Raw genomic sequence first — 26,287 nt, 5'->3', positions numbered from 1 at the left:
CCTCCTTAATTTAAATTGTTAATTTATTTATATATTTGACCACAAAAAAGAAGATTATAAACAAAGAAAAAAATGTGGTCCTGTTAAAGAAAGACTAAATTGCCCGTGCTTCTAATCTAGATGCCAATTTTTTTAAGGACCTTAAAAACTTCCTTTTTTTTGCCCTATCTTTTGTTTTTTTCTGTTGCCTGACAGTTGGTAAAAGGGATAGTTTTTCTTTAGCTTCTTTTAAGCATTTTTTGAGTTCAGCTATTTTTGTTTCATTAGTTTCTTTTTCTAAAAGTTCCCTGTAAATATTAATGGCACCTTTATAATCCCCTTGAGCCATTAATATATCGGCCATGGTTTTGGTTTTAAATTCTATTTCTTCACTCGTCTGATCTTTTGTAATTGTCTGAATTTCCTTAACTCTCTCTTCAACTTTGGATGTCTTTTCTTCTTGTATTAATTCTTTTTCAGATAGTCTTTCTTTTTGGGATGTTAAAAAGTCCTGTGCACTTAAATATTTATAAAGGGATTCGCTTAAAGGACCTAAAGTACCATTTTTAAATATTATGCTCAAAATAAAGATTATCAGAGCTAAATCATAATTTTTGTTTTGAGATAATAATTCTGCCCATTTTTTCCAGAAAGAGCTGTATTTAGTGAGTATAGACTGAATTTTTTCAATATGGAAAGAGACTTCGTTGTTTATATTATTTATTGTAAGGAGGTCTATTAAAAGTAGACGGGCCTCCATGTGTTCTGGATGTTTTTCTAATCCCATTTTTAATGTAGATATGGATTTATCTATCTTGTTTTTTTCAAGATATAATTTAGCAAGCTGGAAAAAAAGTTTGGAAGAGGGATCTTGCTCGAGGATCTCTTCAAATAGTTTTATCCTTTCATCTAAATCCATATGTTAATCCTGAAATAATCTATTGGAATTATTTTACTCTGATAAAGATAAGTTCATTTTTTCTTCCAAGGTGAAGCTTTTGCCTGATTATCTTTTCCTGAAATTCCCTATTATTTTTTATAAGCTGAATTTTTTGACTCAGCTCAATATTATGTATATTAAGAAGTTCAATTTTTTTTTCGTAATTTTTCTTTAAGTTCTTTAGTTTTAGATAATTAAAAAAACCAGTTGGTGACATTGTGACTTTGTAAAATAAAAAAAAATTCCCCAATAAAAGAAAGATAATAATAATTTTTAGTAGCTTCAACCTATTGCCTCTTAGTTTTGCAGATATTTCAATTTTGTTAAATTTAACATACAATTGTTAATTTCTCGACACAAATCCTTTGCAATATACTCTATTTTCTCAAACTCCTTTTCAGAAATCTCTATATTGTTAATATCCTTTTTAATATTTTTCAAAAAAACATATTCCTTTTTAAAAAATTCCCTTCCTATTATCCTGGCAAAAATCGGTTGTGTTGCAAGGATAAAATCTATCCACTTTAAAAGTCGTGCTTTTATATCTTTGCTATTCATCTTTTTTGACAAAATTCCAAGGAATTAAAAAGTCTTCATGTCTTTTGATTGCATCTTGGATTAAATCATCAATATTTCCAAAGTCATCAGTAGAAATATAGGAATTTACCCCAAGTATAAATTCTCGATTTGGATCAAATGTCTTTGCTGAAGTGCCTATAGCTATAACATTTATGTATCTTCTCAAATTCCCTGGCCAGAGTTCTATTTCTTTAAAAATTATCTTTGTCTCAGGAGAATCAGAAATTATGATCATATTATATCTGTTGAGATTTATTTTTGCCACTGCCTCTTGTGTACTTGAAGCTGAGCTTACTATATATCCTGATTCTTTTAATGTTTTTTCTAGTTTGTCAAAGAACTCCTTTTCCTCTAGGAATACAAAGGCTACCTTTGAACCTGGAGGATGCATTTCTGGCTCAACTGATGGTAAATTAAGTGCTTGATCAATACTACTTTCTTTAGACTCAGTGTGAAGTTTTCTTTCAACTTGAATTTTATGACCACATCCAGGACATTTTACTCTAAATTTAGACACATTAGGAATCTTTTCATCTGGTATTTTAAATTTTTTATTGCAATTTGAGCATTGTATCTCCATAAAACATCCTTTACTTATAATCCGTTATTCTTTTTTCATATTCTAAGTCCAATTCTAACCCCTCTATATCACTGACCTTTTCCCCTCTTTTTGCCTTGATCTTATCAATCATTTGTCCAAGTCTGGCCTTGTCAGAGCCATTTAGCATAGCTACTTCTTCAGTTATAATGTCATCTTCAAACAGTTTTGCAATATATTGATCAAAGGTTATCATTCCATATGTGGAACCAGATTCTATCACATTATAAAAGGTCTTTTCTCCTTGTTCACCATTGATAATTAGATCCCTTATTCTGATATTGTTTACCATAATTTCAAAGGCAGCCACACGTCCTCCCTGTTTTTTGGGGAGAAGTCTTTGAGATACAACATATTTTAAGCTTTCAGATAAGCGACCCCTAATAAGCCTTTCTTCTGCAAGGTCAAACATTCCTATTATTCTGTTCACAGTTTGTCCAGCATCTGATGTATGAAGGGTGCCCAAAACTAAATGTCCAGTTTCAGAAGCCTCCAGGGCTATTTCAACAGTTTCCCTGTCCCTCATCTCACCAACAAGGATGATTTTTGGTGCCTGACGAAGGGCAGCTCTTAGGCCTGAGGCAAATGTATCAAAGTCTATTCCCAACTCCCGCTGGTTAATAGTGGCTTTTTTGTGGGGGTGTATAAATTCTATGGGATCTTCTAAAGTAATAATATGTTTTTTTTGAGTAGAATTGATGTAATCAATCAAAGCTGCAAGGGAAGTTGATTTACCTGTCCCTGTTGCACCAGTAACCAAGATCAATCCAAACTTTTCCTTTGCCATTTGATAGAATATTTCTGGCAGACCTAATTGTTCAATGGATGGGGGTTCCATTGAGAGTTTTCTCATAACTATTGCCAGGGAGCCCTTTTGATTGAACACATTCACCCTGAATCTTGACCTCCCCCTAAGTTCATAAGATAAATCACAAGATCCTGTTTTTATTAAATCTTCATAGAGCTTCATGTTCCTGTTTAAAAGACATTCAACAATGCAATCAATTTGCCACGGCTTTAGTTTTCCTGGATCTGGGTTAACTGGAATGTCACTAAGTTCTCCATCCACTTCTGCCTGGATCCTTTTACCAACTGTGAATATTATGTCCGATGTTTTTGGAGCATAATCTAAAATTTGCCCTATCATATGGTCTACTTGTGATCTTAACATATTTTAATCTCCAGCGAGTTGCTTTTTATTTTTTAAACTTCTGTAAAATCTTTTGGAGGTTCAGATAAAAATGGTCTAAATTTTTCTTTATTCACTGCCTTATTATATGCCTGCTCAGGGTCAATTATGCCTTTTTCAAGGAGTTTCATAATGGCATCATCCAGAGACTGCATTCCATACTTCCTTCCTGTTTCAATCATGGAATTGATTTGAAATATCTTGTTCTCCCTAATTAAGTTCCTCACAGCTGGAGTAGCTATTAAAATTTCCAGGGCAGCGACCCTTCCCTTTTTGTCTATTCTCTTAAATAGGTTTTGTGCAATTATCCCTCGTAGGGAATCTGCTAAAGATGACCTGATCTGGCCTTGCATCTCAGAGGGAAAGACCTCTATAATTCTGTCAATTGTCTTAGATGCTGATATTGTATGTAATGTTCCAAATACAAGATGCCCTGTTTCAGCAGCTTCCAGGGCAAGGGCTATGGTCTCAAAATCTCTCATCTCACCAACTAGGATAATGTCTGGGTCTTCACGCAATGCACCTCTTAGGGCCGCTTTGAAACTTCTGGTGTCCCTGCCAACTTCTCTTTGATTTATAAGACAATTAATAGGCTTATGCACAAATTCAATTGGATCTTCAATGGTCAATATGTGGTCTTTTCTATTTCTATTGGCATAATCGATCATAGCTGCAAGGGTGGTAGATTTACCACTTCCAGTTGGACCTGTAACTAAAACAAGCCCCTTGGGCAGCATTGTTAAATTTTTTAGGATTGGAGGTAGTCCCAGCTCATCAATGGTCAAGATTTTTTGTGGTATCTCCCTAAATACAGCAGCAATACCCCTGCTTTGTAAAAAGAAGTTTGCCCTGTATCTGGCCAGGTTAGGGACTTCATATGCAAAGTCAATGTCTCCGGTCTCTTCAAATTCTTTTACCTTTGACTCAGGAGTTATTTCATAGAGCATCTTTTTTAATTCTTCATGCTCCAGGACTTTATATTTTACCCTTTGCAGGTCCCCGTGAAGTCTGATTATTGGCTGAGACCCTGAGGATAGGTGCAGATCCGATGCACCCACCTCATGCATCATTTTAAAAAAGGCATCAATCTGTGCCATCTATATTCTCCCTTTTAAACTTTAATTTACTTCTTTTAAAAATTTATATGTATAGTTTACACCAGAAAACAGAGTTAAAGCAAGTGCAATATAGAGCAAGATATTACCCCAATAGGATGGGTCAAACTCCTTTATTTGGTAATGGAAGATAATGGGACTGAGCGCCATAATTTGAAATATAGTTTTTAATTTTCCATACTTATCCGCAGCTATCACCAATCCCTTTTCTGATGCTATTGCTCTTAGACCAGTTACCATTATTTCCCTGCCTATTATTAAAATTGATATCCAGGCAGGTACCCATCTTAAATATGTGAGCATTACAAGGGCAGACATAATAAGCAATTTATCTGCTAAGGGATCCAGAAATTTTCCAACATTGCTTATTAAATTATATCTTCTTGCTAAAAATCCATCTAAAAAATCTGTAACAGATGCCAGGATAAATATTATTGTAGCGATGGTGCAGGAAAATTTAGATGGAAAATACAAAAGAACCACTATAAAGGGAATTGCCAAAATACGAAGTAAAGTCATTTGGTTTGCTTTATTAAGCATTATATCCTCCATGGACTGTTAATTGCCGTCCTCAGAGAGGGTTATAAAGTTCTTTTTCTTTTTTAGGCTTTTATATAATTTTAATACTTTTCTAACATAATTTTTCGTTTCTCTGTAAGGTGGAATTCCATTATATTTTATAACTGCATTTGGTCCAGCATTATAGGCAGCTATAACTAGTTCTATTCTACCAAACTTATCCATTAATTTTCTTATGTATCTAACTCCACCTTCAATATTTTCCTCTGGGTCAAAGGGTGAGAAGATCTTTAGTTCTCTTTGAGTGACTGGGACAATCTGCATTAGGCCTTTGGCACCTTTTTTTGAAATTGCATTGGGATTAAAATTAGATTCTACCTTTAATATTGAATAGGCAAGGTAATAATCTACATTGTATATTTGACAATACCTTTTTAAAATTTTTTTTATTTGATTTTTATTGATAAGGCTGTATTCAGAGATAAAAGGTCTGTATTTGGGATTATCTGGAATGTCTGTAAAATGTAAAACCCCATTTTTATCCTTGTAAAAATATATAGTTCCTGCATTTGAAAAACTAGATGCTAAAATAAAGACAATGATGAAAAATGAAAAAAATCTTATCATTAATTTATCCCGTTATAATCTCCTTTCATCCACCCATGTTTACCCACTAGTTCAACAAATTGTGCAGGACCAAGGTCTTTTTTAAAATATTTACCCTGTTTTTTTATAATTTTAATGAGACGTTGCTTTCTTTGAATATTCCCAATTGGAATTACTAAGATACCAGGATCTTTGAGCTGTTCAAGTAAGATAGATGGGAGTTTGGGACCACCAGCTGTAACAATTATTCTATCAAATGGTGCAAATTCAGGCCAACCCAATGTTCCATCGTCTAATTTTAGTTTCACATTAAAGTATCTCAATTTGGTCATTCGATTTAAGGCATTTATATAAAGGGGCTTAATCCTTTCAACACTATATACTTCTGCACCTATTTCAGCAAGTACTGCAGCCTGATATCCTGAACCAGTCCCAATTTCTAAGACTTTCATTCCTGGTGCAACTTCAAGAGCTTCGGTCATTTTTGCCACAATATATGGTTGGGAAATGGTTTGGCCATATCCAATTGGCAGAGACCCGGCTGAATAAGCCCTATCAGCCAAGGCCTCATCTACAAATTCATGCCTTTTTACCTTTAACAAGGCCTCTATAACAGCAGGGTCCTTAATGCCTTTGTCAATGACCTGCTCTTTAACCATTCTTTCTCTTCTTATCCTAAAATCTAGCTTCATAAACTTCGCTATATAACGCAAAGCTCAGTGGCGAACAACCGCCAAGCCATAGGCGCAGGCGGGTTGCGAATCCACTACAGCAACTTGTTAGCTGTCAGTTATCAGTTCTCTTTCTTTTCAAAACATCATCAAGCGTTTGGTTAAAGACTCTATCAATGTCTTCATCGTCAGGACCTCCAAGTTTTTCACAATTAGCACTATCAAAAATGAAGTGATTTTGTTCAAAAGAAGAATAAATCGAATTGCGTCCTTCTGTATTGCCTACAATAAGGCAGAAAGACGCTAAGGCTTGATTCTCTAATGGATAAGGATTGATTAGCATATGGGAAGAAGTTTTTATTGCAAAACACGTTGGAGTAGCTTTTACAAAATGTATTTCTTCAGGTTTTGCCCCCATATTTAATAGTCTCTTAACTGATTCTCTAATTTCCATTTTGATTTGAAAATCTTCTGGCCGATGAAGTCTTTCAAGGTCTTGTCTCAAATGAGAAAATGCAGGGTGGGTAAGTAGGAATTTAAAGCGACACGTTCTTGGATTTTCTTGTAATCTCTCTTTTAATACTTGTCCTACTTCTGATTCTGAATCCCCTAATTCATCCCAAAAAAGTCCTCTAAGTGATGTTCCCACAAATGCTATTTCCTGTTTTTCTGCTCTCAACCATTCACATACTAAAGGTAGTGCATCTTTCCTCTTTTTAAATCCACGTTCGATACCTAACTCACGCAAATGCATCATGTTTGCAACTTCTGTTTGGACTTCCTGAGCTGATTTTCTAATATTATCTATCAATGGTTGAGCTTGATTCAATAATGCTTCTGCCGACGCCTCAGATGCAGCTTCTCTAATCTCTTTAAAGAGAAAGTGTTGATACAGTAGACCTAACATCCATACCGGTCCTATTGATATTGCCAAATTTCTTGCAATATTTTTAAGTTCAATTGGTTCTTTAATCAATATTGATACCGACAAAAGTAAGATAAATATGAACCCTATACTTACATATAAGAGTACATGTTTGTTATCCCATTGTTCATATTTCGTTTTCATAATTACGACTCCTTAATTTTATGTTAACAACCCATTAACCCATTAACCCTCAACCAAACCCCTACTGACTATACTTTTCTCTCTGTCTTTTTAATGCCTCTTCCTGCTCTTCAAAAGAGGAAAAGCCGGCCTGGTGTAGTGCATCCAGTACAGTTTGATCCCAATCCCAATTGGCATAAATTACTGGTTTATGCAATTTATCTCTAAAGGATTCCAGTTCATTTCTGTAAAATTGCTCTTTTGGGGTTTGCAAATTATTATAAAGTTGCCTGCTAAGTCTGTTTATCTCTCCTTCATACCACTGGAGTATGTCAGCAGCTGTAGTATTTTGTTTAATTATGTGTCCATAACCCTCTTGTTTTAGGATATTACATAATCTTTCAAAGTGTTGTTGCTTTAACCATTTTCCGAGATCTTTCAACTGTATATTTTCTTGCTCAAGTTCATATACATCGTATTTGGTCTGGGCATATGTATCAGGCACTACTGATGCTGAAACTATGCCTGCAATGCAAACAAGCCCTCTAATTATTTTACTATTAGACACACCCTGGCCGCAGAAGCCAACTTTTTTGCCATATTTTTGCCCTGTGAAAATAGTAGTTAAAATAGCCCATACTACTGCTGGATCTTCTTCATCATATACCTTTCTAAGTCTGGGATTATCCCTATCTGTTCCAAGGACCAGCTGGGTCATATCGTTGGAACCAATGGAAAATCCGTCAAATTCCGTGATAAATTCCTTTGCTAGAATTGCATTACTGGGGATTTCTGACATCTGAATAATCTTTAGTCCATCTTCACCACTTTTTAGGTTGTGGACATGTTCTAAATATCTTTTCATGGACCTTGCTTCTTCCAGGGTCCTTACAAAAGGCAACATCAAACACAGATTTTTACCACCATAGGCGCCCCTGGCCAATTTAAAGGCCTCTATTTCCCAGTCGTGAAGGTTTCTGGAAACACCCCTGTATCCTAACATTGGATTGTCTTCTACCTGCTCAAACAAAAGCCCGCCTACGAGATTTCTATATTCATTTGTTTTAAAGTCTGTGGTCCTATAGATAATTTCCCTGCCATAAAATGCCATGGCAAAAAGGGCCAGCCCTTGTGCAAGGGATTGTACATATAATTCCTTTCCTGTCCTATATCCTTTGCTTTTGATGTGATTAGCGATTTTCTTTGGCAAGTTCCTTACATCGTCCATCCTCTGGCCAAGACCTACTTTTTGAGCAACATCTTCCCTTAACCTCTTTATCCTCTCAATTACATGTCTAACTTCTGGGTCGTCTTTTATCCTTTGATAGTGAAAATTGATGTTCTCCTCTATTTCTTCTTTCTTTTGTCTATCTTCAGGGGAATCTCCAAGGGTAAGTAATTTATCATAGTAACCCATTACATAAGCAATGTGTTCTTTGATATCAGTTGATGTCTTTATTTCATTTAAATAGTGTGTTGCATTTTCTAAATATGAATCCAATGCTCTGTCGCATTCTCTTATTTTTCTTTGAACTGCCAACTCTTCCTCTCTTCCTGCTGTAACCTTTGCACTGAGTTCCTCTATCTTGTCTGTTAGGCCAGAAATTATACCTACATACTTTCTTAAATTTAGATCAAAGGTCAAAATTCCATTGTCCAGTTGTTCTTTTATTATCTTTGTAAGTTCATTATCAAGTTCTTTTAATTTTTCTTGGACAAAAATATTAAGCGTCCCATTATCATAGGCTTCAAGAGCCATTGGATGGACACCTATATTTCCAAGCATAAATTCGGCACGCAGGAGTCCTACTTCAAAATCAGGAGAATATCTTAGTCTGGAGAGGAACATTGCCTGTCCCACATCTGCAAGTATTAACCCTATTTTTGTCTTGGTTGGTGGGAGTTTAGATACATCTACCTCTCCCCCAACTTCTATTAGAGGAAGTGCTCCCCTATACACCTTTCCCCTTGAACCATCAACAGTTACTTCCTGCCCATCTAAGGCCCTTAATGATTCAACTTTATTTATACCAATAACTGAGGGTATGCCTAGTTCTCTGGAAGTTATGGCAGCATGGGATGTATCTCCACCTGCACTTGCAAGTATTGCAGAAGCTATCCTCATCCCTGGCACCATATCAGGGTCTGTCCTCTCAGCAGCCAGTATATCCCCTTTATTGATCTTATTTAATTCCAGGGCAGAGCGTAAGAATCTTACCTTACCACTACCTGCCCCCCTGGATGCACCATTTCCAGTAAGGAGGACTTCAGCATGCTCTAAGGCCTTGGGGTCTACTTCCAATCTTTTCATATAGATGGTATACGGGTGTTTTTCAAACTCAATATTCCATCTAGTTTCAGGCCTTGCCTGAACAAACCAGAGTCTATCCCATTCATCTATACAAAACTCTGTGTCCATTATGATTCCGCCATAGGCCTGGCTTATTTTCCTGACACCCCTGGCAACTTCTTCTGCCTGGGCAAGTGAAAGTGACCACTTATAAACCTCATCTTCTGGGACACTTACAACAACAGTTCCGCTTCCATCGTCTTTGTATACAATTTTTTTGTCTTTTTTACCCATTTGTCTGATAACAACTTCTTGCCCATCATCTCTTTGAAAAACATAATATTTATCTGGGGTTACCATTCCAGATACAACTGCTTCTCCAAGACCATAACTTGCATCAATGGATACCAGGTCATTTCTATCAGTTCCTCTGCAACCAGTGGCTGTATCAGCAGAAAAAGCTGTTCCAGAAATCACTGGATTAATCATCCTCATTATACAAACTGATAGAGATGTATTTTCAATAGCCCATTCTTTTTTTGCATTTTCAGCAATGGTATCATCACCAGTTTTTTCAGCAAGGTCCACTGCATCTAGAATTGCTTCTCTTCTATATGTCATTGAACGCAGATTATAAGCGGATGCACAGTCCCATTGATAGGCCACTATTACCTCATCTTCAGAAGTTATGTTTAAGTAGGTGTCCTGAAGCCCGGCAAATGCCTTTTTTGCACTATCTTCACCTGCAGCAGAGGATCTAACAGCCACTCTTACATTTTCTTCTCCAACTTCTTTGCAAATATCCCTATATGCCTGACGAACAGCCTCCTTTACCTCCTCTGGTAAATCCACGGACAATATAGCCACCTGGACGAGTATTGAGCGTTTTCTCAACTGGTCAATGCCCTCTGGAGATGTGGCAAACCCTTCAACCACGTTGTTTATAAATTTTCTTAACTTGATAAGCCTCTGTCCCTGTTTTTCCTGGAGTTTTTTTACCTTTGCTGCGGTCTTTCTGACAAATTTTCTCAAAAATTCAGGATCACTGTTTACTTCAACGCTATTCCAGTCCACCTGCTCATATTCTCTTTCAACAACCTCTCTGATCAAGGTTGCATTGACGTTTGTTTCATCCAATAATTTATGAAATGCCTTGGCAGATATTGCGCGAAATTGCGGCGCCCTTATGCCTTCAATCTGGCTAATGATGGCAGTATTATAGTTTTTCCCACCAACCAAGTATTCCCCTTGCTTCCCCAGAAGCACAATCTCGCTTCCACTGAGCACCAATTTCTTTGTTAATTCTTCAGTAGAAGCAACAACTTTGGTCTTGACCTTTTCTTGTAACTTGACATCTATTTTGGGCTCTATTTGACTATCTTTTTGCTTTGCCATTATATTCCTCCTTAAAATATCAATATCGCAGGAAATTCCTAAATATAAGAAGCTACTAAATCTCCTATCTCAGAACAGGACACAAGCTTACACCCTGTAGTATAAATATCCTGGGTCCTATAACCCTCTGAAAGCACTCTATTTACAGCATTTTCAATAGATTTAGCCTCTTTTTCCAGGGAAAATGAGTAAGTAAACATAAGGGCCAGAGACAAAATCGTTGCCAGAGGATTTGCCTTATTTTGGCCGGCAATATCTGGAGCTGAGCCATGTATTGGCTCATATAGGCCTGGACTATTAGTATCTTTTATAGAGGCTGATGGAAGCATTCCTATAGATCCAGTAATAATGGATGCTTCATCAGATAAAATATCTCCAAATAAATTTGAAGTAACAATTACATCAAATTGAGAAGGGTTTATTACAAGCTGCATAGCTGCATTATCTACATACATATGTTGAAGCTCAATGTCTGGATATTCTTTAGCTACATCTTCTACTACCTCTCTCCAGAGCCTGGATACATCTAAAACATTGGCCTTGTCCACAGAACATACCTTTTTGTTTCTTTTCTTGGCAATTTCAAAGGCTACCCTTGCTATCCGACTGATTTCTGATTCTGAATATACCATTGTATTATATCCAAATCTCTCCCCATTTCTTATTTCAATGCCTTTTGGTTCACCAAAATAGATTCCTCCAGTAAGCTCCCTTACAACTATTAAATCAATGCCCTTTTCAACTATCTCTGATCTAAGGCAGGATGCGTTTTTTAATTCATTATAAACCTTTGCAGGTCTAAGATTGGCAAAAAGACCTAGTGCCTTTCTGATTCCTAGTAAACCTTTTTCAGGCCTTAAATTGTGGTCAACATTATCCCATTTAGGTCCGCCCACTGCTCCAAGTAAGACTGCATCTGCTTTTAGACATTTGTCTATTGTTTCTTGAGGAAGTGGCTCTCCGCATTCATCTATGGCAGAGCCGCCGATTAGGGCGTGGTCAATATAAATCTCATGGTCAAATTTTTTTGCTACTTTTTTTAATACCTTTTCTGCCTGGGCCACTATCTCTTTGCCTATTCCATCTCCAGGAAGGACGCAGATCTTTAATTCCACCTCTAATTCCCCTTTATCTTATTTTTCACATATTCAATAAGTCCACCTACTTTCAATAAATTTAACATAAAATCTGGCAATTTTGGAGTATTTATAACCTGGTTTTTAGTTAAATTTTGAATTTCTCCTTTTACTAGATTTACTTTAAGTTCATCGCCTTCGTCAATATTTTGCCACATATCTCCAATTTCAATCAAGGGAAGTCCCATATTAAAACTATTTCGAAAAAATATCCTAGCAAAGCTATGGGCAATCACCAAGGATACTCCTGCACCCAATATGGCAAGTGGAGCATGTTCTCTGGATGATCCGCAACCAAAATTAGGGCCAGCAACTATTATGTCTCCCTCTGAGACTTTTTTGACCCATTCTGGGTCAATACCTGCCATGCAGTGAGAACCAAGCTCCTTTGGGTCTGTTGTAACCAGAAAAGGTGCAGGAATAATGGCATCAGTATCTATGTGTGCGCCTAATTTATGCACTTTGCCTCTAAATTCCATAATCTACCTCTTTTATTGTTCTATGTTCAGGAATCAAAAACTAAAAATCTTCTAATCATGAGTTCCTGTGACTATTTTAGGATGTACTATTTCACCACAAACAGCACTTGCTGCTGCAACAGAAGGGTTTGATAGATATACAAAACTATCCAAACTCCCCATTCTGCCTTTGAAATTTCTATTAGTTGTGGCAACAGCCACTTCCCCTGACGCAAGTATCCCCATGTGTCCACCAAGACAGGGTCCACATGTTGGAGGGCCTACAACTGCGCCAGCATCAAGAAAAATTTCTATAAGACCTTCTTTTAAGGCCTGTTTATAAATATTTGGAGTTGCAGGAAGTATTATTAATCTTACATGTTTTTTTACTTTTCTTCCCTTTAAAATTTCTGCTGCCTCTCTTAAATCAGTAATCCTGCCATTTGTGCACGAACCAATTACTACTTGATCAACCTTTACTCCCTTCACCTCTTCAACGGGTTTTACATTTTCAGGAAGATGGGGGCATGCAACTTGAGGCGATAATTGGTCAACTTCAATGGTTATCTTTTTTTCGTACCTGGCATCCTCGTCTGGATAGAGAAAATCATGGACATTTTTCCCCCTCTCCACCATATATTTTTTTGTAATATCATCAATGGGAAATAGTCCTACTTTTGCACCTGCTTCTATTGCCATATTGGCGATGGTCATGCGCATCTCTATATTTAGTTCTTTTAATGTATCCCCGCCAAATTCCAATGCCTTATATAAGGCCCCATCTACCCCTATATTTCCAATTAGATTTAAGATTATATCTTTTCCCTGAACAAATTCAGGTAGTTTACCTTTAAGCTCTACATATATGGTTGGAGGGACCTTAAACCATGTCTCACCTAATACCATTGCAGCTGCTATGTCAGTGCTACCAAGTCCTGTTGCAAAGGCCCCAATGGCTCCATATGTGCATGTGTGGCTGTCTGCGCCAACAACAATATCCATAGGTTCAACTAATCCAAGTTCTGGAAGCAGGGCGTGTTCAACCCCAGCATCTCCGCCTTCAAAATAATACTTAATTTCCATTTTTTTTGCAAATTCCCTGACTATCTTCACCTGTTCTGCTGAATCTATATCCTTATTTGGAGTAAAATGGTCGCACACAAGTATTACCTTCTCAGGGTCAAATACCTTTGTTGCTCCCATTTTTTCAAAAGATTTTATTGCAAGAGGCGCTGTGATATCGTTTGCCAGCACCTTAGATACCTTACACTGTATGATCTGACCAACTGAAAAATCCTCTTGGTCTGTATGTTGTTCTAATATCTTTTGAACTAAACCTTTGCCCATACTTTTTCCTCCTGTTTTCGGGCGAGACGATTCAATGCATTAATATAGGCCTTTGCACTTGCCACTATGATATCTGGATCAGAGCCCCTTCCTATGGCAGTCTTATTTCCTTCTTCTAAAATTACAGTCACTTCACCCTGGGCATCTGTTCCACCTGTAATTGCATTAATGGAAAATTTAACCAATTTTGGTTGTCTTCCTATGAGCTTACTTATTGCATTAAATACTGCATCAACAGGACCAACCCCAAATTCAGAAATCTGCTCATCTACACCATCAATCTCCATTTTCAAAGTTGCGGTGGGTATGGCCATGTTTCCTGAGATAGAACAGAGATATTTTAATTTGTATTTATCTGGTATCCTGTATATTTCCTCTAATACTAAGGCCTCTAAGTCTTCCAAAAAGATCTGTTTTTTCTTATCTGCTAAGTCCTTAACTGCCTTAAATACCTTATCTAGCTGTTCTGGAGTTAATTTATAACCGAGGTTTTCTAACTGTTGTTTACAGGCATGTCTTCCAGAATGTTTACCCAAAACCAGTTCGGAGGGTGGCCTGCCAATTGATTCTGGCGTCATAATCTCGTAGGTGAGTCTATTTTTTAATATTCCATGTTGATGGATACCAGCTTCATGGGCAAAGGCATTTCCACCAATAATTGCTTTGTATGCGGGGATGGGCATACCGATTATCATGGAGAGTAGTCTACATGCAGGATAGAGGAGTTCTTTTTTTATGTTGGTCTCAAATCCATAATAGGAATTTCTTACATGAAGGGCCATTACTACCTCTTCTAAGGCAGTATTTCCTGCCCTTTCTCCAATCCCGCACAGGGTTACTTCCACCTGTCTTGCCCCTGCCCTGATACCAGCAAGGGTGTTGGCAGTTGCAAGACCTAAGTCATTGTGACAATGGACACTTAAAATTGCATTGTCTATATTTTTAACATTTTTCTTTAGATATCTAATTAAATCCCCAAATTCTTCTGGCTGGGCATAACCAACTGTATCTGGTATATTTATTGTGGTAGCGCCTGCATCAATTGCAGTTTCAACTACTTGTACCAGAAAATCCCAGTCAGAGCGAGAGGCATCTTCTGCTGAAAATTCAACATTGTGGGTGTATTCCCTTGCCCTTGACACAGATTTTTTTATCGCACCTATAACCTCTTCCCTACTCATTCCCAATTTGTGCTGCATGTGAATATCTGATGTGGCAATAAATGTATGGATTCTGGGATACCTGGCACCTTTAATTGCCTCCCATCCCCTGTCAATATCTGCGTTAGATGCCCTACAAAGGGCTGCTACTTGCGCATTTTCTATAACCTTACTAATTTCTTTGACAGCCTCAAAATCCCCCTCACTTGCAGCAGGAAAACCAGCTTCTATTACATCAACACCAAGATTATCTAATTGTCTGGCAAGTCTTTTCTTTTCTTCTGTATTCATGGTAGCGCCTGGGGATTGTTCCCCATCCCTTAAGGTTGTATCAAAAATATATATTTTCTCAGACATATATTTTCTCCCTGGAAGCTTCAATTTAACTTTTTAATTTTATTCAATTTCCTAAATACTAACATATATTATAATTATGAGGACTTGCGCTTTGCAAGCCCTCTAAGCAAAGGGCGATCTTTATGAAAGGGAAGGTACATATAGGTATAAATTGGGCCGTATAAAGTATAAAAGAGAAAAAACAAAAATGTGATTAAATAAGGTTCAGAACCAACAAGGACAAAGAGAAGTACCACTAAAACAGACGATGTAAATGGCCTTGCTTTAAACAAACTTAAATCTTTGAAGGAATAATATTTTATATTGCTAACCATAAGCAGGGACAGACAAAAAGTTGATGCGAGCAAAAAGCAAGATAGTGTTTTTTCTGAAAATAAATTATCAAAGGTCGCCCATTTTGAAAACAGGATAAAGGTTGCAAGAAAACAGGCAGCAGCAGGTATAGGTAGTCCCATAAAAAATTTGGGATCATATATATCTTTTCTCATGGCCATTAAATTAAATCTCGCAAGTCTGAGGGCTCCACACCCTAGAAAAAGAAAGGAGATTGCGATCCCAAGCCTTCCAAAATAATGTAATTTCCAGAGATACACAGTAATTGCTGGCGTTACTCCAAAGGCTATTAAATCTGCCAAAGAATCCATCTGTATCCCAAAATCAGAGCTTGCCCTGGTGAGCCTGGCAACTTTTCCATCAAGACCATCAAATATGCAACTTATAAGTATTGCCATGGCTGCATGATAAAATTTACCTGAAATAGCATATAAAATCCCTATAAATCCAGTGAACATACTGGCTGTTGTGAGCAAGTTTGGGATAACGTAATAACCAATAGGTGTGCGTTTATTTTTTTTCATAATCTTTTCCTTGTTTTTTTGCCAGAATAGTTTGTCCAGCAATGACCTTGTCTCCCTTATGCACTTCAATTTCATAGCCAGAAGGTATATAAAGGTCAACTCTTGATCCAAATTTTATCATTCCAATCCTTTGTCCAATTAGGACTTTGTCGCCTTTCTTTATCCAACACACAATCCTTCTGGCAATAAGTCCTGCAATCTGAACAACTGTAAAATCTCCCTGCTCTGATTTGATATTTATTAGATTTCTCTCGTTTTTTTCTGAGGATTTATCCAATTCTGCATTAAAAAACTTTCCTGGTATGTATTTAATCTCTTTTATCTCACCAGATACAGGAGATCTATTCACATGGACATTAAAGATATTCATAAAAATTGAGATCCTGGATTTTTCAATATTACTAATGGGATCCAAGACCTTCTTTATTTCAACTACCCTCCCATCAGCCGGGCTCACAACCACATTTTCCTCATATGGGGGATACCTTTCTGGATCACGAAAAAAATTCAGAACAAAGAAGGTCATTGCCAAAAATAAAATAGACAAAATTTTAAAATCTATTAATGCAAAGATAAAGGTGCAAAAAGCAAAAAATAGTATAAAGGGTATTCCTTCTTTAGCAATACCAAAAGACATGCCAGTTAATAAATCCTTCATCTTTCCTCACCATAGTGATATAAAAATTTTCTTTGTCGTTAGTTTTGATTTATTAAAGTAAGATATTACTACACAACTATTCTCATTTCTTCAAGAAAAAGATCTGTTCTTATTTTTTTGCCATTTTAGCCCACCTGTCTCTAAGGGGCACGATTAAATTAAAGATTAATTTATCATAGGTTGAGTCTGGATCAACGCAAAAGTATCCCTTTCTTTCAAACTGAAACCTATCCCCTGGCTGGACATCTTTTAGAGAAGGTTCTAACTTACAATGGGTTATAATTTTGAGAGAGTCTGGATTTATATATTCTTTGAAATCAATTCCCTTTTTTTCCTCTGCAGTTGGGTCTGGTTTTATAAATAAACGGTCATATAACCTTAATTCAGCAGAAAATGCGTGTTTTGCAGATACCCAGTGCAGCGTTGCCTTTACTTTTCTGCCGTCTTTGGCATTACCCCCTCTGGTCTCAGGGTCGTAGGTGCAATAGATCTCTTTAATATTACCATTTTTATCTTTTTTTAGGTCAACACATTTTATAAAATATGCATATCTTAATCTCACTTCCCTGCCTGGTGCAAGCCTATAAAATTTTTTAGGGGGATCTTCTAAAAAATCTTCTCTTTCAATAAATAGTTCTCTGGAAAAAGGAATTTTCCGTGTGCCTTGAGATAGATCTTCTGGATTGTTTATAGCATCAAGATATTCTTCTTTGTCTTCTGGGTAGTTAACTATTACTACCTTAACAGGATCCAATACCCCCATTCGTCTGGGTGCTATTTTATTTAGGTCTTCCCGTATTGCATATTCTAAAAGTCCTATATCCACCATAGATTCACTCTTGCCAACTCCAATTAATTCACAAAACCTTCTAATGGATTTTGGGGTAAAGCCACGTCTTCTAAGACCAGCGATTGTGGGCATTCTTGGATCATCCCAGCCATTTACAATTCCTTTTTCCACAAGCTGGATGAGTTTTCTTTTGCTGAGCACAGTGTAGGAGAGATTTAACCTTGCAAATTCTATTTGTTTGGGTTTTGGCTCTTTTTTAATGAGTTCATTTATAAACCACTCATACAAAGGGCGGTGGTCTTCAAATTCTAGAGAACAAAGGGAATGGGTTATGTTTTCAATTGCATCGCTCAGGCAATGGGCAAAGTCATAGGTTGGGTATATGCACCATTTATTTTTGGTCCTGTGGTGGGGCCTTTTTATTATCCTGTAGATAACAGGATCGCGCATATTTATATTGGGAGATTTCATGTCAATTTTTGCCCTAAGCACCCTTGATCCTTCTTCAAATTCTCCATTTTTCATCCTGTAAAAGAGATCTAAATTTTCTTCAATACTTCTGTTTCTATAAGGGCTTTCAATGCCAGGCTCAGTTAATGTTCCCCTATATTTTTTTATTTCTTCAGGGCTAAGGTCACAAACATATGCCTTGTTTTTCTTTATTAACTCCACTGCAAATTCAAATAATTTATCAAAATAGTCAGATGCAAAATATAGATGTTTTCCCCAGTCAAAACCCAGCCATCTAACATCTTGTTTTATTGCCTGAACAAATTTATCATCTTCCTTTGTTGGATTTGTATCGTCAAATCTTAAATGACACCTGCCATTAAATTCCTCTGCAAGTCCAAAGTTTAAACAAATGGCTTTAGCATGTCCAATATGTAAATATCCATTTGGCTCTGGTGGAAACCTGGTTATTATTTTTTCAACCCTGCCTTCTTTTAGATCCTGCATAATTATGTTTTTTATAAAATTTTTTGGGACTTGTATTTCTTTTTTCATTATCTTTCTCCTATATTGCTTGCTCCAGGAATAAAAATAGCTATTTTAATTTTATCATCATCCAGATTGACAATATCAATTTTACCATCCAGTTGTTTTATAAACTTTAAAATACCTCTTAACCCTAATTCTTCTTTTATTTTCTCAGTTTTTAAATCCTGTTTTTTGGCTTCAATAAAAAGACACACAATTTTCTTGCCTGAATCTTCAATCTCTTTGTTTTTAAGGGAGATCTTTAACTGAGTATTAGGCATTGTAATATTTTTTAAGACCTTTAATAAAGATTGGCATAATAGATAAGTCTGTGATAGATCTGCATATATTTCATCGCCTTCTTTGTTTATGTCTTCCATTATGGATATTGTTCCCAATAGATCAGACTTTTCTATGCGTAATGTCTCTTTTAAAATTATATGAAATGGAAATATGTGTTTCTCCATTTTTTCCCAGTTGCGGCTATATTGAGCTAATTTATCTACCAAATTTTTGGCCTTCTCAGAAGCCCTTAAAATTAAATCAACATATCGACTAAGTTCCTCCCTGTTTTTAATCTTGAATTTTAAAAGCTCAGTATATCCAATTATTGTAGCAAGTAAGTTATTAAAATCATGAGCTATGCCAGCGGAGAAGATACTAAGGGCTTTTATTCGGTTGGCTATATTTAATTCTTTCTGTAAGTTGAACTTTTCTATTGCGAGATGTAGGGTGTTTAATATCGCATGGTTATCAAATGGATACACAATATAACCATATTGTTCTAAGGCCCTATTTTTTAAAAGATCATCAATTTGTTCAGGAAATATAAACACAATTGGGACCTTAAAACTAACATCTTGAAAAGGATTTCCATTTTTTCCATTCCAGTCAATGAGGATTAAATCAACCTGCTTTCTGGCAGCAAAATCAAGGGCTATTTCACTTGAATTAGTAATTGAATAAAGTGAAATATTGTCATTTTGTTTAAAGATTTTAGAGAGTTCTGTTGCGAGTCTTTGTGTTTCTGTGACGAGGACTAATCTTATTTCTTTTCTCGTCATTTTTACTCCTCATAGAATAAAAAAAGACGTTTTATAAAAATTGTGGCATAGGAACCTTTTTGTAAGAAAAAATCAATTTGCCAGATGTAAGGGGTGGATTTTTCCCATTTAAATATATCTGGAATAAAAATAGCGTGCCTTGGGTTGGATTTAAAAACAGCTCCCTTAACCCTTGTCCTGAATGTGCCAATATCTTTTATCCCCTCCTCCTCTAAGACCCTTCTGTAAATTTCAAAGAGGTTAGATTCTAACACAATATTTGGGCCAGGTAAAGGTATTTGGGTTGTGATAACCTGGTCAAAGGCCTGTGGTCTTAAAGATCTATAAAAAAATAGGTCCATGATTTCACCTGGAACTTTTTTTAAAGGTATATCAAGGGATTTTAAGAAATTTTTTAACACTTTGTTCCACACATAGGATTGATAGACATTACATTGAAAAAATAAAAATTCTCTGTCAATTATAGAAAGGGCCTTTTTTATTTTAGAATTTGATAACTTGCCAGATGAAAGTATTTTCAAAACTTGTTTTTCCCAATTCGGAGGTGCAAGGGAAAGACACTTTGAAAAATCTCCCCAATTTTCCTTTAAACATTCCCTGAATTTTTTTGTTTTTGAAGATTCTTTTTGACTTGAGTTGACTAAAATGGAATAAAGTGCATTTTTGTATCTTTTTAAGATAAGTTCCTTTGCAAAAAACAATTTATTTTTTGGAACAGAGGAAAACCTCTGGTCATCGTAATAGTTTGGAATACCGTATTTTTCAACTAATTCTACTTGTCTTAAAAAGAAATCCTCAGGAATGTCTTTTGATACCCTGATTTTTATTTTAAATCTATTTCCTTTGAGATTTGACCGTGAAATAGGTCTATCTGTCTGGCCAAGGTATTTTAAATTATAGTTTTTTCCTTTAATATCTTTTTTAGGGCCTTGATATATGGTGATATATTGAGAGGTTATTGCGTGTCTATCTTTTAGGCCTGCATATGCAATTTCTCTGGCGCTCCTTCTAAGCCTCTTTTTTACATCTCCCAGAACATCCCAGGTATTTGCTCCCCATTTTTTAAGAATATAAACTCCAAAATCTCCTGTGTTTTTGATTGGAAAATCAACTATTTCTTGAACCTGAAAGTCCTGGACTCGCTCTTTTATAGAAATTTTTATATCTCCAAAATCAATTTTCATAGAAAATAGGCTATCCGTTCTTTTTTGGAAGATACTAAATGGAAAGTAGATGGGTAATTGTTTTGCAAATGTCTGTCAAGGTAAGAAGGCACAAAAAGGCCTCTTGCTTGGAGGGAAAGATATTTTAATAAATTTTTTAATTAACTCCACTTATCAATGAGGATGCCGCTCATCTCTTCCATTCTTTTGGCAATCTTTAGCATCTCTTCTGGTGGAATTTGTCTAATGACCTTTCCTGTTTCCTTATTTATGACCTTTACAATCACCTTTCCAAGGGTCTTATCTATCTCAAAATCCAATTGAATATTTAACTGGGCTAATACCTCGTTTGTGGCCTCTTTTACCTTCTCAAGTTCATCTCCTGTTAATTTTTGTATAAGACCTTTTTTGCCCTTTTCTTTGAGTATATCCTTAGGTGAAACAGTTTGATCAATCCGATTTTCCTGCTGGGATTTTAGGAGTTTTTGTTCTAATGTTCTCTGTGCCTTTTCTAAATCATCACTCTCTATCTTGATATTTTCTCTATTTTGCTTTTTGATTTCCACCTGCTTTGTATCTGGAGAATTAAACTCTTTATCCTTTAATTCTATGGGTGGAGTTTTGTCTATTTTTATATTGCTTGACATAAAAAACCCCTTAAAATGATTTTATGTTTTTCCACATTTCAATGTATGAGTCTAGTTGTTCTTGAATTGCCTTGTATTTTAATACCACTTCTTCCAGATTAGCGTATTTTTTAACTAATTGTTCTTCATAGTCCTGAATATCTTCCTGGGCTTCACTATATTTATCGTTTAAATCATTTATCTTGTCTTTAATAGATTTAATTGTCTTTGTTATGATGCCTGATGAAGAATCTGTATATGAAGATATAGCATTTTTTAGCCTTGTTGCGATTCCATTTTCTCCAGTAAATAAGGCTGAGACATCATCTGGATTAGAATTTAATGCGTTTTTAAAAGTGTTTTCATCAAATGTAAGCTGACCATCATCATTAAATTCAATCCCTATCTGGGATAAGTATTGATATGCATTATCAGCTGTATCAGGAACTATACCTGATACAATAGACCTTATATTATTTTGGGCAGTCCTTGCAATGGAGTCTCCTAAAAGGGCACCTGCTTTTTTCTCTTCCAAATCATAGGATGCATTCTCATCCATGAACTGGTCAAAGTTATTATAGGCATCTACAAGGGATTTAACCCTGTTTGTAATATCATCTATATCAAGGGAAACTGTTATATTTGCTGTGCCTGTATTTTTTATGTTTATTGTAACCCCTTCTATAATATCATCTATTTCATTTGAAGACCTTGTGTAATCTACTCCATCTACATTTAGAGAAGCATCTTCTCCTGATTGTGCATCCTCTTGTTCTGTTGCTCCTGTTGTAAATAAATCATCTGATAGGGTTATTCCGGTTGTTGTTCCATTTGAATCAGTTGTTATTTGATTTTTGCCTGACCCTGTAGTTTCAGATAAAAGGCTTAACACATATTGAGGAGATTCTTCTGTTCCAATATTTGTAACCTGAGCATAAACTCCATTATCGTCTTCTGATATCTCGTTGGCTAACTCAGTTAATGTTGTTTGGGAATCAGTAGTATAAGAATATTCTTTTCCATTGTGATAGAAAGAGAGAGTCATATTATCCTGAATTAAGTCCGCATCATCTGGATTGGATATACCTTGAGTTACTCCATTTGATGAGTTTCCATCATCAACACCAATTATTAAATGATGGGCTTTCGCAATATTGTTTACAGTAACTGTGTAGTTTCCAGTATGGGCCGTGTTAGATGGATCAGCAGTCAAGATATTTTCATCAGAAGATGTAGCAGTTTTGGTGAGAAAAGAAGATGGAGTGTCTATCTCATCAGCTGCCTTATATAGATCAACCAATTTAGAGCTAAGGGATGTATAATTATCTTCCCTTGCCTGCTCATTTTGAATGTCCTGCTGAATAGGGGTTAAGAGCTGGAGCTCTTTTACCTGAACCAGTTGATCAACAATATCTGTGGGAAGTCCACTGGGTCTTCCATTAGGGTATGCATTATATATTGACCCAAGGCTCATAAGGCCTCCCTTATTTTTTTAATTTTTTAAATTCCTTTGCTGCTTCTTTAAAGCCATCATATAATTTTTGCATTATCTCTTCAATGTTTTTTAAACCATCAAAATCGTCTTCTACTCCTATTCTAGCCATTTCTTTAATCATAAATGCGTAAAGTTCTTCTAGTTGTTGAACCAGCTCTTTATCTCCCTTTTCCCTATCTAGGGTTGCGTGGAGCTCTGTAATTATTGCCATAGCGCGTGAGCGACAATCTCTTGCCCTTGCCTTTTCTCCCTGTTTCCAGAGTTTTTGGGCCTGTTGCAGAAATCTTATCCCCCCTTCATAGAGCTTTAAGAGGATATCCTCTCTGGATGCGGACTCAATTGAGCTTTTTTGATATGCATATGCACCACCTTTTACCATTTTAAAGACACTCCTTGTTGTAAAATTTTAAGTCTAAGGATTGATAGCCTGTGTTTTTTGTAAATGTAAAAAATTAGGATGTAACAAAAGGGGGATTTTCGTCAACTATTTTTTAAAAAGGGGCCAGATGAGGCCCCTTATAACTTATATTACATTCCGCCTAATAGCTGCAGGGCAATAGCTGGATTCTGGTTTGCCTGTGCAAGTATTGCAGATGCAGCCTGACGCTTGATGTTGTTCATTGTGAGTTCTGCTGCCTCTTTTGCAATATCTGCATCAAGGATCCTGGAGTTTGCATCTACTAATTTCTGGACATAGTTGTTTAAGTTGTTGATTGTGGATTCAAACCTGTTTTGAGTAGCACCGATCTGTGCCCTGAAGGAGTTTAAATCTTTAATAGCCTGATCTATTCTATCAATGGCCTTTTGTGCATTTGATACTGTTAATATGTTGGTGGTATTCAGAAACATCTGTTGATTTGCATTGGAGAAGTAATAAACATTACCATCCGCTGTTACACCTGCATTTGTGGTAATATTAGAGTTAAAACTTTTATTAATTGTCCTTGTAAAATCGACTTTTCCTTGTTTTACAAGTCCTCCTGCTGAAGTAATAATTTGAGAGAATTTCAGATTTGGATCAGCAGTTGTTCCTTCACCGTTTTCCCAATAATCTGTAAACTTAAAGGCAGAAGGACCTGTAATGGTTACTGTTCCTCTAATTATTGTTACTTGAGCATTGGTCATACGAGCTGGGGTTTTAACATTGGTGCGAATGCCGATGGTGTTAGTAAATGCATCATTTGCCCCTCCAGTTAGTCCAGCAGTAGCTATTAATTTAGATCCATTATTTAGATTATTGTTTATAAAAAATCCATTATTCCCATCAAATACATTGTGGTAGGTATAAACAACATATTTACCTGCAGTTTTTGTAGTTACATTAGTGCCTGTACCAGCAGTTTTAGTTCCTGCCCTTTCTGTAATTTTAATATTCCCACCGTCAGGATTATAGAGTTTTAGTTTTCCTCCATCTGTTACCTGTGCAGTTACTCCTAGGGTGTTGGCCATTTTATTGATAGCTGCAGCTATTGTAGATGCACCTATTTTTGCTGTGACTGTAACTCTAGCACTTGAACCAGCAGCTAGATGGGTTTTTAAAGTGGTCCTGGCAGATACCTTGTAATTACTGAATACTGTAAAATTGTTTATACGCAATGTATAATATCCATAAGCCTGGGCTACTACTGTATAGGTTCCCGTTGCAGTGGCGTTAAGAGTTTTAGTCTTTTTTGCACTCAAATATTGCTTACTATTGGTAAAAACAGTCTTTGCATGTGCAGTAACCCCTGCACTTGAATTATTTATTGCTTGGGCTATGGCGTAAGCAGAATCTTTAGAATGTCCCTTTTCTATTACATAAAAACCATAATTATTGCCTGGATTTCTAAGGTTGGGATTGAGTTTTCTTGTGACATATGGAGAGACATTTAAACGAATTCCATTTACACCTAAAGATCCATCAGCAATAGCAACAGCACCATGACCATTTTTGAGTGTAAGTGTCCCGCCATATTCATTGGTTACTCCGATGTTTGTACTCTTTAAACTCTTGCTTAGACTTACCTGAATTTTATTTGCTGCAGATGTATTAGGTCCAACTTGAAAGGTAGTGGTTCCTGCTGTTCCATCTAAAAGTTTAATTCCATTAAATTCAGCAGTATCCACAATCCTATCTAATTCTTCTAGTTTTTGTTGATATTCCTGATTTAAATCTTGCCTATCAGAATCAGTTAAGGCATTTGATGCCTGAACAGCAAGTTCCCTCAGCCTCTGGAGTATATTAGACATCTCTTCCATATTCCCTTCAGCAGTTTGCATCATGGAGATGCCGTCATAGGCATTTCTAATGGCCTGATTAAGTCCCCTTATCTGAGCAGTCATTCTCTTTGAGATGGAAAGTCCAGCAGCATCGTCAGCAGCTGAATTGATTCTAAGTCCTGTAGATAACCTTAGCTGGTTTTTTGCAAGGGCATCATTTGCCACTCTTAAGCTGTTTTGGGCTATTAATGATGATATATTGGTATTAATTGTTAGAGCCATATCTTACCTCCTTTGTTTCCTTATTTTATCTTGGTCTTTGACTATTTATTCGGCTATGAAGTGGAATACTTTAGCCCTTGTGTAGTTAAATTGACTTTAAATTTTTTTGATGGAAGAAGTTTAGTTTAAGAAGATTTTTAACATATGGATTTTCCAAAATATCTTAAGATGAGAGCAGAGGTTCGCTTTTCCTGAAATAGATTAAAACTAACCCTTATTTTAAGTTTTTCCATTGCTCTATATAGGAATCAAATTGTTCTTGAATTGCTTTGTATTTTAATAATTTCTTCCAAGTTAGAGTATTTTTTTACCAGTTGTTCTTCATAATCCTGCACACCTTTCTATACTTCACTAAATTTATCCTTTAAATCATTAATTTTGTCTTTAATAGAATTAATTGTCTTTGTTATAATGCCTGATGAGAAATCTGTATATGAAGATATAGCATTTTTTAGCATTGTGGCAACTCCATTATCTCCAGTAAATAGGGTTAAAACATCATCTGAATTAGAACTTAAGGCATTTTTTAAGATGTTTTCATCTAATGTGAGCTCTTCATCATCATTAAATTCAATTCCTAATTGAGATAGTATTGATATGCATTATCAGATGTATCAGGAACTATGCCTGATACAATAGACCTTATATTATTTTGAACAGTCCTTGCAATGAAGTCTCCTAAAAGGAATCCTGCTTTTTTGTTTTCTAAATCATATGATGCATTCTCATCCATAAACTGTTCAAAATTATTATATACATCAACAACTCAGCATCATGTAGACTGGATA

Annotated in this window: 26 protein-coding genes; all 26 read right to left on the bottom strand. The window is 36.0% G+C overall.

The annotated features are described in order from the left end of the window. Positions 1-94 precede the first annotated feature (94 nt). The 26 genes from ACYQ1E_RS02280 to ACYQ1E_RS02155 all read right to left on the bottom strand — a co-directional run bounded on the left by ACYQ1E_RS02280 (position 95) and on the right by ACYQ1E_RS02155 (position 26,232). Positions 95-898: a tetratricopeptide repeat protein gene (locus ACYQ1E_RS02280; RefSeq protein ID WP_459875062.1), complete on the bottom strand. Its 804-nt coding sequence runs from the start codon at positions 896-898 to the stop codon at positions 95-97. A gap of 28 nt (positions 899-926) precedes the next feature. Beyond that, entirely contained in the window at positions 927-1,205 is a 279-nt protein-coding gene (locus tag ACYQ1E_RS02275) for a septum formation initiator family protein (RefSeq protein ID WP_459875061.1), read from the bottom strand. Between the two features lie 11 nt (positions 1,206-1,216). Beyond that, complete coding sequence (locus ACYQ1E_RS02270) at positions 1,217-1,477, bottom strand: hypothetical protein (RefSeq protein WP_459875060.1); 261 nt, start codon at positions 1,475-1,477, stop codon at positions 1,217-1,219. Continuing rightward, positions 1,470-2,078 (bottom strand): zinc-ribbon domain-containing protein, encoded by a 609-nt coding sequence (locus ACYQ1E_RS02265; RefSeq protein WP_459875059.1) that lies wholly within the window; start codon positions 2,076-2,078, stop codon positions 1,470-1,472. The genes ACYQ1E_RS02270 and ACYQ1E_RS02265 overlap by 8 nt, the downstream gene beginning before the upstream one ends. Positions 2,079-2,088: 10 nt before the next feature. Then, positions 2,089-3,267, bottom strand: a complete 1,179-nt coding sequence (locus tag ACYQ1E_RS02260) for a type IV pilus twitching motility protein PilT (protein ID WP_459875058.1) — start codon at positions 3,265-3,267, stop codon at positions 2,089-2,091. Between the two features lie 32 nt (positions 3,268-3,299). Next, positions 3,300-4,382 (bottom strand): type IV pilus twitching motility protein PilT, encoded by a 1,083-nt coding sequence (locus tag ACYQ1E_RS02255; RefSeq protein ID WP_459875057.1) that lies wholly within the window; start codon positions 4,380-4,382, stop codon positions 3,300-3,302. A 21-nt stretch (positions 4,383-4,403) separates the two neighbouring features. Continuing rightward, on the bottom strand, positions 4,404-4,940 hold the full coding sequence (gene pgsA, locus ACYQ1E_RS02250; RefSeq protein ID WP_459875056.1) for a CDP-diacylglycerol--glycerol-3-phosphate 3-phosphatidyltransferase: 537 nt from the start codon (positions 4,938-4,940) through the stop codon (positions 4,404-4,406). A gap of 18 nt (positions 4,941-4,958) precedes the next feature. Next, a complete protein-coding gene (locus ACYQ1E_RS02245; RefSeq protein WP_459875055.1) occupies positions 4,959-5,546 on the bottom strand; it encodes a lytic transglycosylase domain-containing protein in 588 nt (195 codons plus the stop codon). After that, the gene (locus tag ACYQ1E_RS02240) at positions 5,546-6,217 is read right to left on the bottom strand and encodes a protein-L-isoaspartate(D-aspartate) O-methyltransferase (RefSeq protein WP_459875054.1); all 672 of its coding nucleotides are present in this window, start codon (positions 6,215-6,217) and stop codon (positions 5,546-5,548) included. The genes ACYQ1E_RS02245 and ACYQ1E_RS02240 overlap by 1 nt, the downstream gene beginning before the upstream one ends. Before the next feature lie 94 nt (positions 6,218-6,311). Further along, positions 6,312-7,265, bottom strand: coding sequence for a hypothetical protein (locus ACYQ1E_RS02235; RefSeq protein ID WP_459875053.1), 954 nt, complete (start codon positions 7,263-7,265; stop codon positions 6,312-6,314). A 61-nt stretch (positions 7,266-7,326) separates the two neighbouring features. Then, entirely contained in the window at positions 7,327-10,929 is a 3,603-nt protein-coding gene (locus ACYQ1E_RS02230; RefSeq protein ID WP_459875052.1) for a PEP/pyruvate-binding domain-containing protein, read from the bottom strand. Between the two features lie 38 nt (positions 10,930-10,967). After that, positions 10,968-12,044: a 3-isopropylmalate dehydrogenase gene (gene leuB, locus ACYQ1E_RS02225; RefSeq protein ID WP_459875050.1), complete on the bottom strand. Its 1,077-nt coding sequence runs from the start codon at positions 12,042-12,044 to the stop codon at positions 10,968-10,970. A 2-nt stretch (positions 12,045-12,046) separates the two neighbouring features. Next, the gene (locus ACYQ1E_RS02220; protein ID WP_459875049.1) at positions 12,047-12,544 is read right to left on the bottom strand and encodes a 3-isopropylmalate dehydratase small subunit; all 498 of its coding nucleotides are present in this window, start codon (positions 12,542-12,544) and stop codon (positions 12,047-12,049) included. A 51-nt stretch (positions 12,545-12,595) separates the two neighbouring features. Beyond that, positions 12,596-13,870: a 3-isopropylmalate dehydratase large subunit gene (leuC, locus tag ACYQ1E_RS02215; protein WP_459875048.1), complete on the bottom strand. Its 1,275-nt coding sequence runs from the start codon at positions 13,868-13,870 to the stop codon at positions 12,596-12,598. Continuing rightward, positions 13,855-15,387, bottom strand: a complete 1,533-nt coding sequence (locus ACYQ1E_RS02210; protein WP_459875047.1) for a 2-isopropylmalate synthase — start codon at positions 15,385-15,387, stop codon at positions 13,855-13,857. The genes leuC and ACYQ1E_RS02210 overlap by 16 nt, the downstream gene beginning before the upstream one ends. A 74-nt stretch (positions 15,388-15,461) precedes the next feature. Continuing rightward, positions 15,462-16,244: a CDP-diacylglycerol--serine O-phosphatidyltransferase gene (gene pssA / locus ACYQ1E_RS02205; protein ID WP_459875046.1), complete on the bottom strand. Its 783-nt coding sequence runs from the start codon at positions 16,242-16,244 to the stop codon at positions 15,462-15,464. After that, positions 16,231-16,902, bottom strand: a complete 672-nt coding sequence (locus ACYQ1E_RS02200; protein ID WP_459875045.1) for a phosphatidylserine decarboxylase family protein — start codon at positions 16,900-16,902, stop codon at positions 16,231-16,233. Before ACYQ1E_RS02200 ends, pssA begins: the two co-directional genes overlap by 14 nt. A 109-nt stretch (positions 16,903-17,011) precedes the next feature. Next, positions 17,012-18,697: a glutamine--tRNA ligase/YqeY domain fusion protein gene (locus ACYQ1E_RS02195; protein WP_459875044.1), complete on the bottom strand. Its 1,686-nt coding sequence runs from the start codon at positions 18,695-18,697 to the stop codon at positions 17,012-17,014. Then, complete coding sequence (locus ACYQ1E_RS02190) at positions 18,697-19,734, bottom strand: histidine kinase dimerization/phospho-acceptor domain-containing protein (protein ID WP_459875043.1); 1,038 nt, start codon at positions 19,732-19,734, stop codon at positions 18,697-18,699. Before ACYQ1E_RS02190 ends, ACYQ1E_RS02195 begins: the two co-directional genes overlap by 1 nt. Before the next feature lie 2 nt (positions 19,735-19,736). Next, positions 19,737-20,918: a tRNA pseudouridine(13) synthase TruD gene (gene truD / locus ACYQ1E_RS02185; RefSeq protein WP_459875042.1), complete on the bottom strand. Its 1,182-nt coding sequence runs from the start codon at positions 20,916-20,918 to the stop codon at positions 19,737-19,739. Between the two features lie 140 nt (positions 20,919-21,058). Continuing rightward, positions 21,059-21,544, bottom strand: a complete 486-nt coding sequence (locus ACYQ1E_RS02180) for a flagellar protein FlaG (RefSeq protein ID WP_459875041.1) — start codon at positions 21,542-21,544, stop codon at positions 21,059-21,061. Positions 21,545-21,554: 10 nt separating this feature from the next. After that, entirely contained in the window at positions 21,555-22,997 is a 1,443-nt protein-coding gene (fliD, locus tag ACYQ1E_RS02175; protein ID WP_459875040.1) for a flagellar filament capping protein FliD, read from the bottom strand. Positions 22,998-23,007: 10 nt separating this feature from the next. After that, positions 23,008-23,397, bottom strand: coding sequence for a flagellar export chaperone FliS (gene fliS / locus ACYQ1E_RS02170; protein ID WP_459875039.1), 390 nt, complete (start codon positions 23,395-23,397; stop codon positions 23,008-23,010). A gap of 149 nt (positions 23,398-23,546) precedes the next feature. After that, positions 23,547-25,499, bottom strand: a complete 1,953-nt coding sequence (locus ACYQ1E_RS02165; protein WP_459875038.1) for a flagellin N-terminal helical domain-containing protein — start codon at positions 25,497-25,499, stop codon at positions 23,547-23,549. Positions 25,500-25,840: 341 nt separating this feature from the next. Continuing rightward, positions 25,841-26,074, bottom strand: coding sequence for a flagellar filament capping protein FliD (gene fliD / locus ACYQ1E_RS02160; RefSeq protein ID WP_459878443.1), 234 nt, complete (start codon positions 26,072-26,074; stop codon positions 25,841-25,843). Positions 26,075-26,076: 2 nt separating this feature from the next. Next, complete coding sequence (locus ACYQ1E_RS02155) at positions 26,077-26,232, bottom strand: hypothetical protein (protein ID WP_459875037.1); 156 nt, start codon at positions 26,230-26,232, stop codon at positions 26,077-26,079. Between the last annotated feature and the right edge of the window lie 55 nt (positions 26,233-26,287).

This window comes from Desulfothermus naphthae (assembly GCF_054657475.1).
The sequence above is the reverse complement of the archived record's forward strand: the minus strand, read 5'-3'. Positions and strand labels throughout refer to the sequence as shown.

Coding starts and splice junctions, on each gene's coding strand:
- ACYQ1E_RS02280 (WP_459875062.1), bottom strand. CDS start 898: ATGGATTTAGATGAAAGGATAAAACTATTTGAAGAGATCCTCGAGCAA.
- ACYQ1E_RS02270 (WP_459875060.1), bottom strand. CDS start 1,477: ATGAATAGCAAAGATATAAAAGCACGACTTTTAAAGTGGATAGATTTT.
- ACYQ1E_RS02265 (WP_459875059.1), bottom strand. CDS start 2,078: ATGGAGATACAATGCTCAAATTGCAATAAAAAATTTAAAATACCAGAT.
- ACYQ1E_RS02260 (WP_459875058.1), bottom strand. CDS start 3,267: ATGTTAAGATCACAAGTAGACCATATGATAGGGCAAATTTTAGATTAT.
- ACYQ1E_RS02255 (WP_459875057.1), bottom strand. CDS start 4,382: ATGGCACAGATTGATGCCTTTTTTAAAATGATGCATGAGGTGGGTGCA.
- pgsA (WP_459875056.1), bottom strand. CDS start 4,940: ATGCTTAATAAAGCAAACCAAATGACTTTACTTCGTATTTTGGCAATT.
- ACYQ1E_RS02245 (WP_459875055.1), bottom strand. CDS start 5,546: ATGATAAGATTTTTTTCATTTTTCATCATTGTCTTTATTTTAGCATCT.
- ACYQ1E_RS02240 (WP_459875054.1), bottom strand. CDS start 6,217: ATGAAGCTAGATTTTAGGATAAGAAGAGAAAGAATGGTTAAAGAGCAG.
- ACYQ1E_RS02235 (WP_459875053.1), bottom strand. CDS start 7,265: ATGAAAACGAAATATGAACAATGGGATAACAAACATGTACTCTTATAT.
- ACYQ1E_RS02230 (WP_459875052.1), bottom strand. CDS start 10,929: ATGGCAAAGCAAAAAGATAGTCAAATAGAGCCCAAAATAGATGTCAAG.
- ACYQ1E_RS02220 (WP_459875049.1), bottom strand. CDS start 12,544: ATGGAATTTAGAGGCAAAGTGCATAAATTAGGCGCACACATAGATACT.
- leuC (WP_459875048.1), bottom strand. CDS start 13,870: ATGGGCAAAGGTTTAGTTCAAAAGATATTAGAACAACATACAGACCAA.
- ACYQ1E_RS02210 (WP_459875047.1), bottom strand. CDS start 15,387: ATGTCTGAGAAAATATATATTTTTGATACAACCTTAAGGGATGGGGAA.
- pssA (WP_459875046.1), bottom strand. CDS start 16,244: ATGAAAAAAAATAAACGCACACCTATTGGTTATTACGTTATCCCAAAC.
- ACYQ1E_RS02200 (WP_459875045.1), bottom strand. CDS start 16,902: ATGAAGGATTTATTAACTGGCATGTCTTTTGGTATTGCTAAAGAAGGA.
- ACYQ1E_RS02195 (WP_459875044.1), bottom strand. CDS start 18,697: ATGAAAAAAGAAATACAAGTCCCAAAAAATTTTATAAAAAACATAATT.
- ACYQ1E_RS02190 (WP_459875043.1), bottom strand. CDS start 19,734: ATGACGAGAAAAGAAATAAGATTAGTCCTCGTCACAGAAACACAAAGA.
- truD (WP_459875042.1), bottom strand. CDS start 20,918: ATGAAAATTGATTTTGGAGATATAAAAATTTCTATAAAAGAGCGAGTC.
- ACYQ1E_RS02180 (WP_459875041.1), bottom strand. CDS start 21,544: ATGTCAAGCAATATAAAAATAGACAAAACTCCACCCATAGAATTAAAG.
- fliD (WP_459875040.1), bottom strand. CDS start 22,997: ATGAGCCTTGGGTCAATATATAATGCATACCCTAATGGAAGACCCAGT.
- fliS (WP_459875039.1), bottom strand. CDS start 23,397: ATGGTAAAAGGTGGTGCATATGCATATCAAAAAAGCTCAATTGAGTCC.
- ACYQ1E_RS02165 (WP_459875038.1), bottom strand. CDS start 25,499: ATGGCTCTAACAATTAATACCAATATATCATCATTAATAGCCCAAAAC.
- ACYQ1E_RS02155 (WP_459875037.1), bottom strand. CDS start 26,232: ATGGATGAGAATGCATCATATGATTTAGAAAACAAAAAAGCAGGATTC.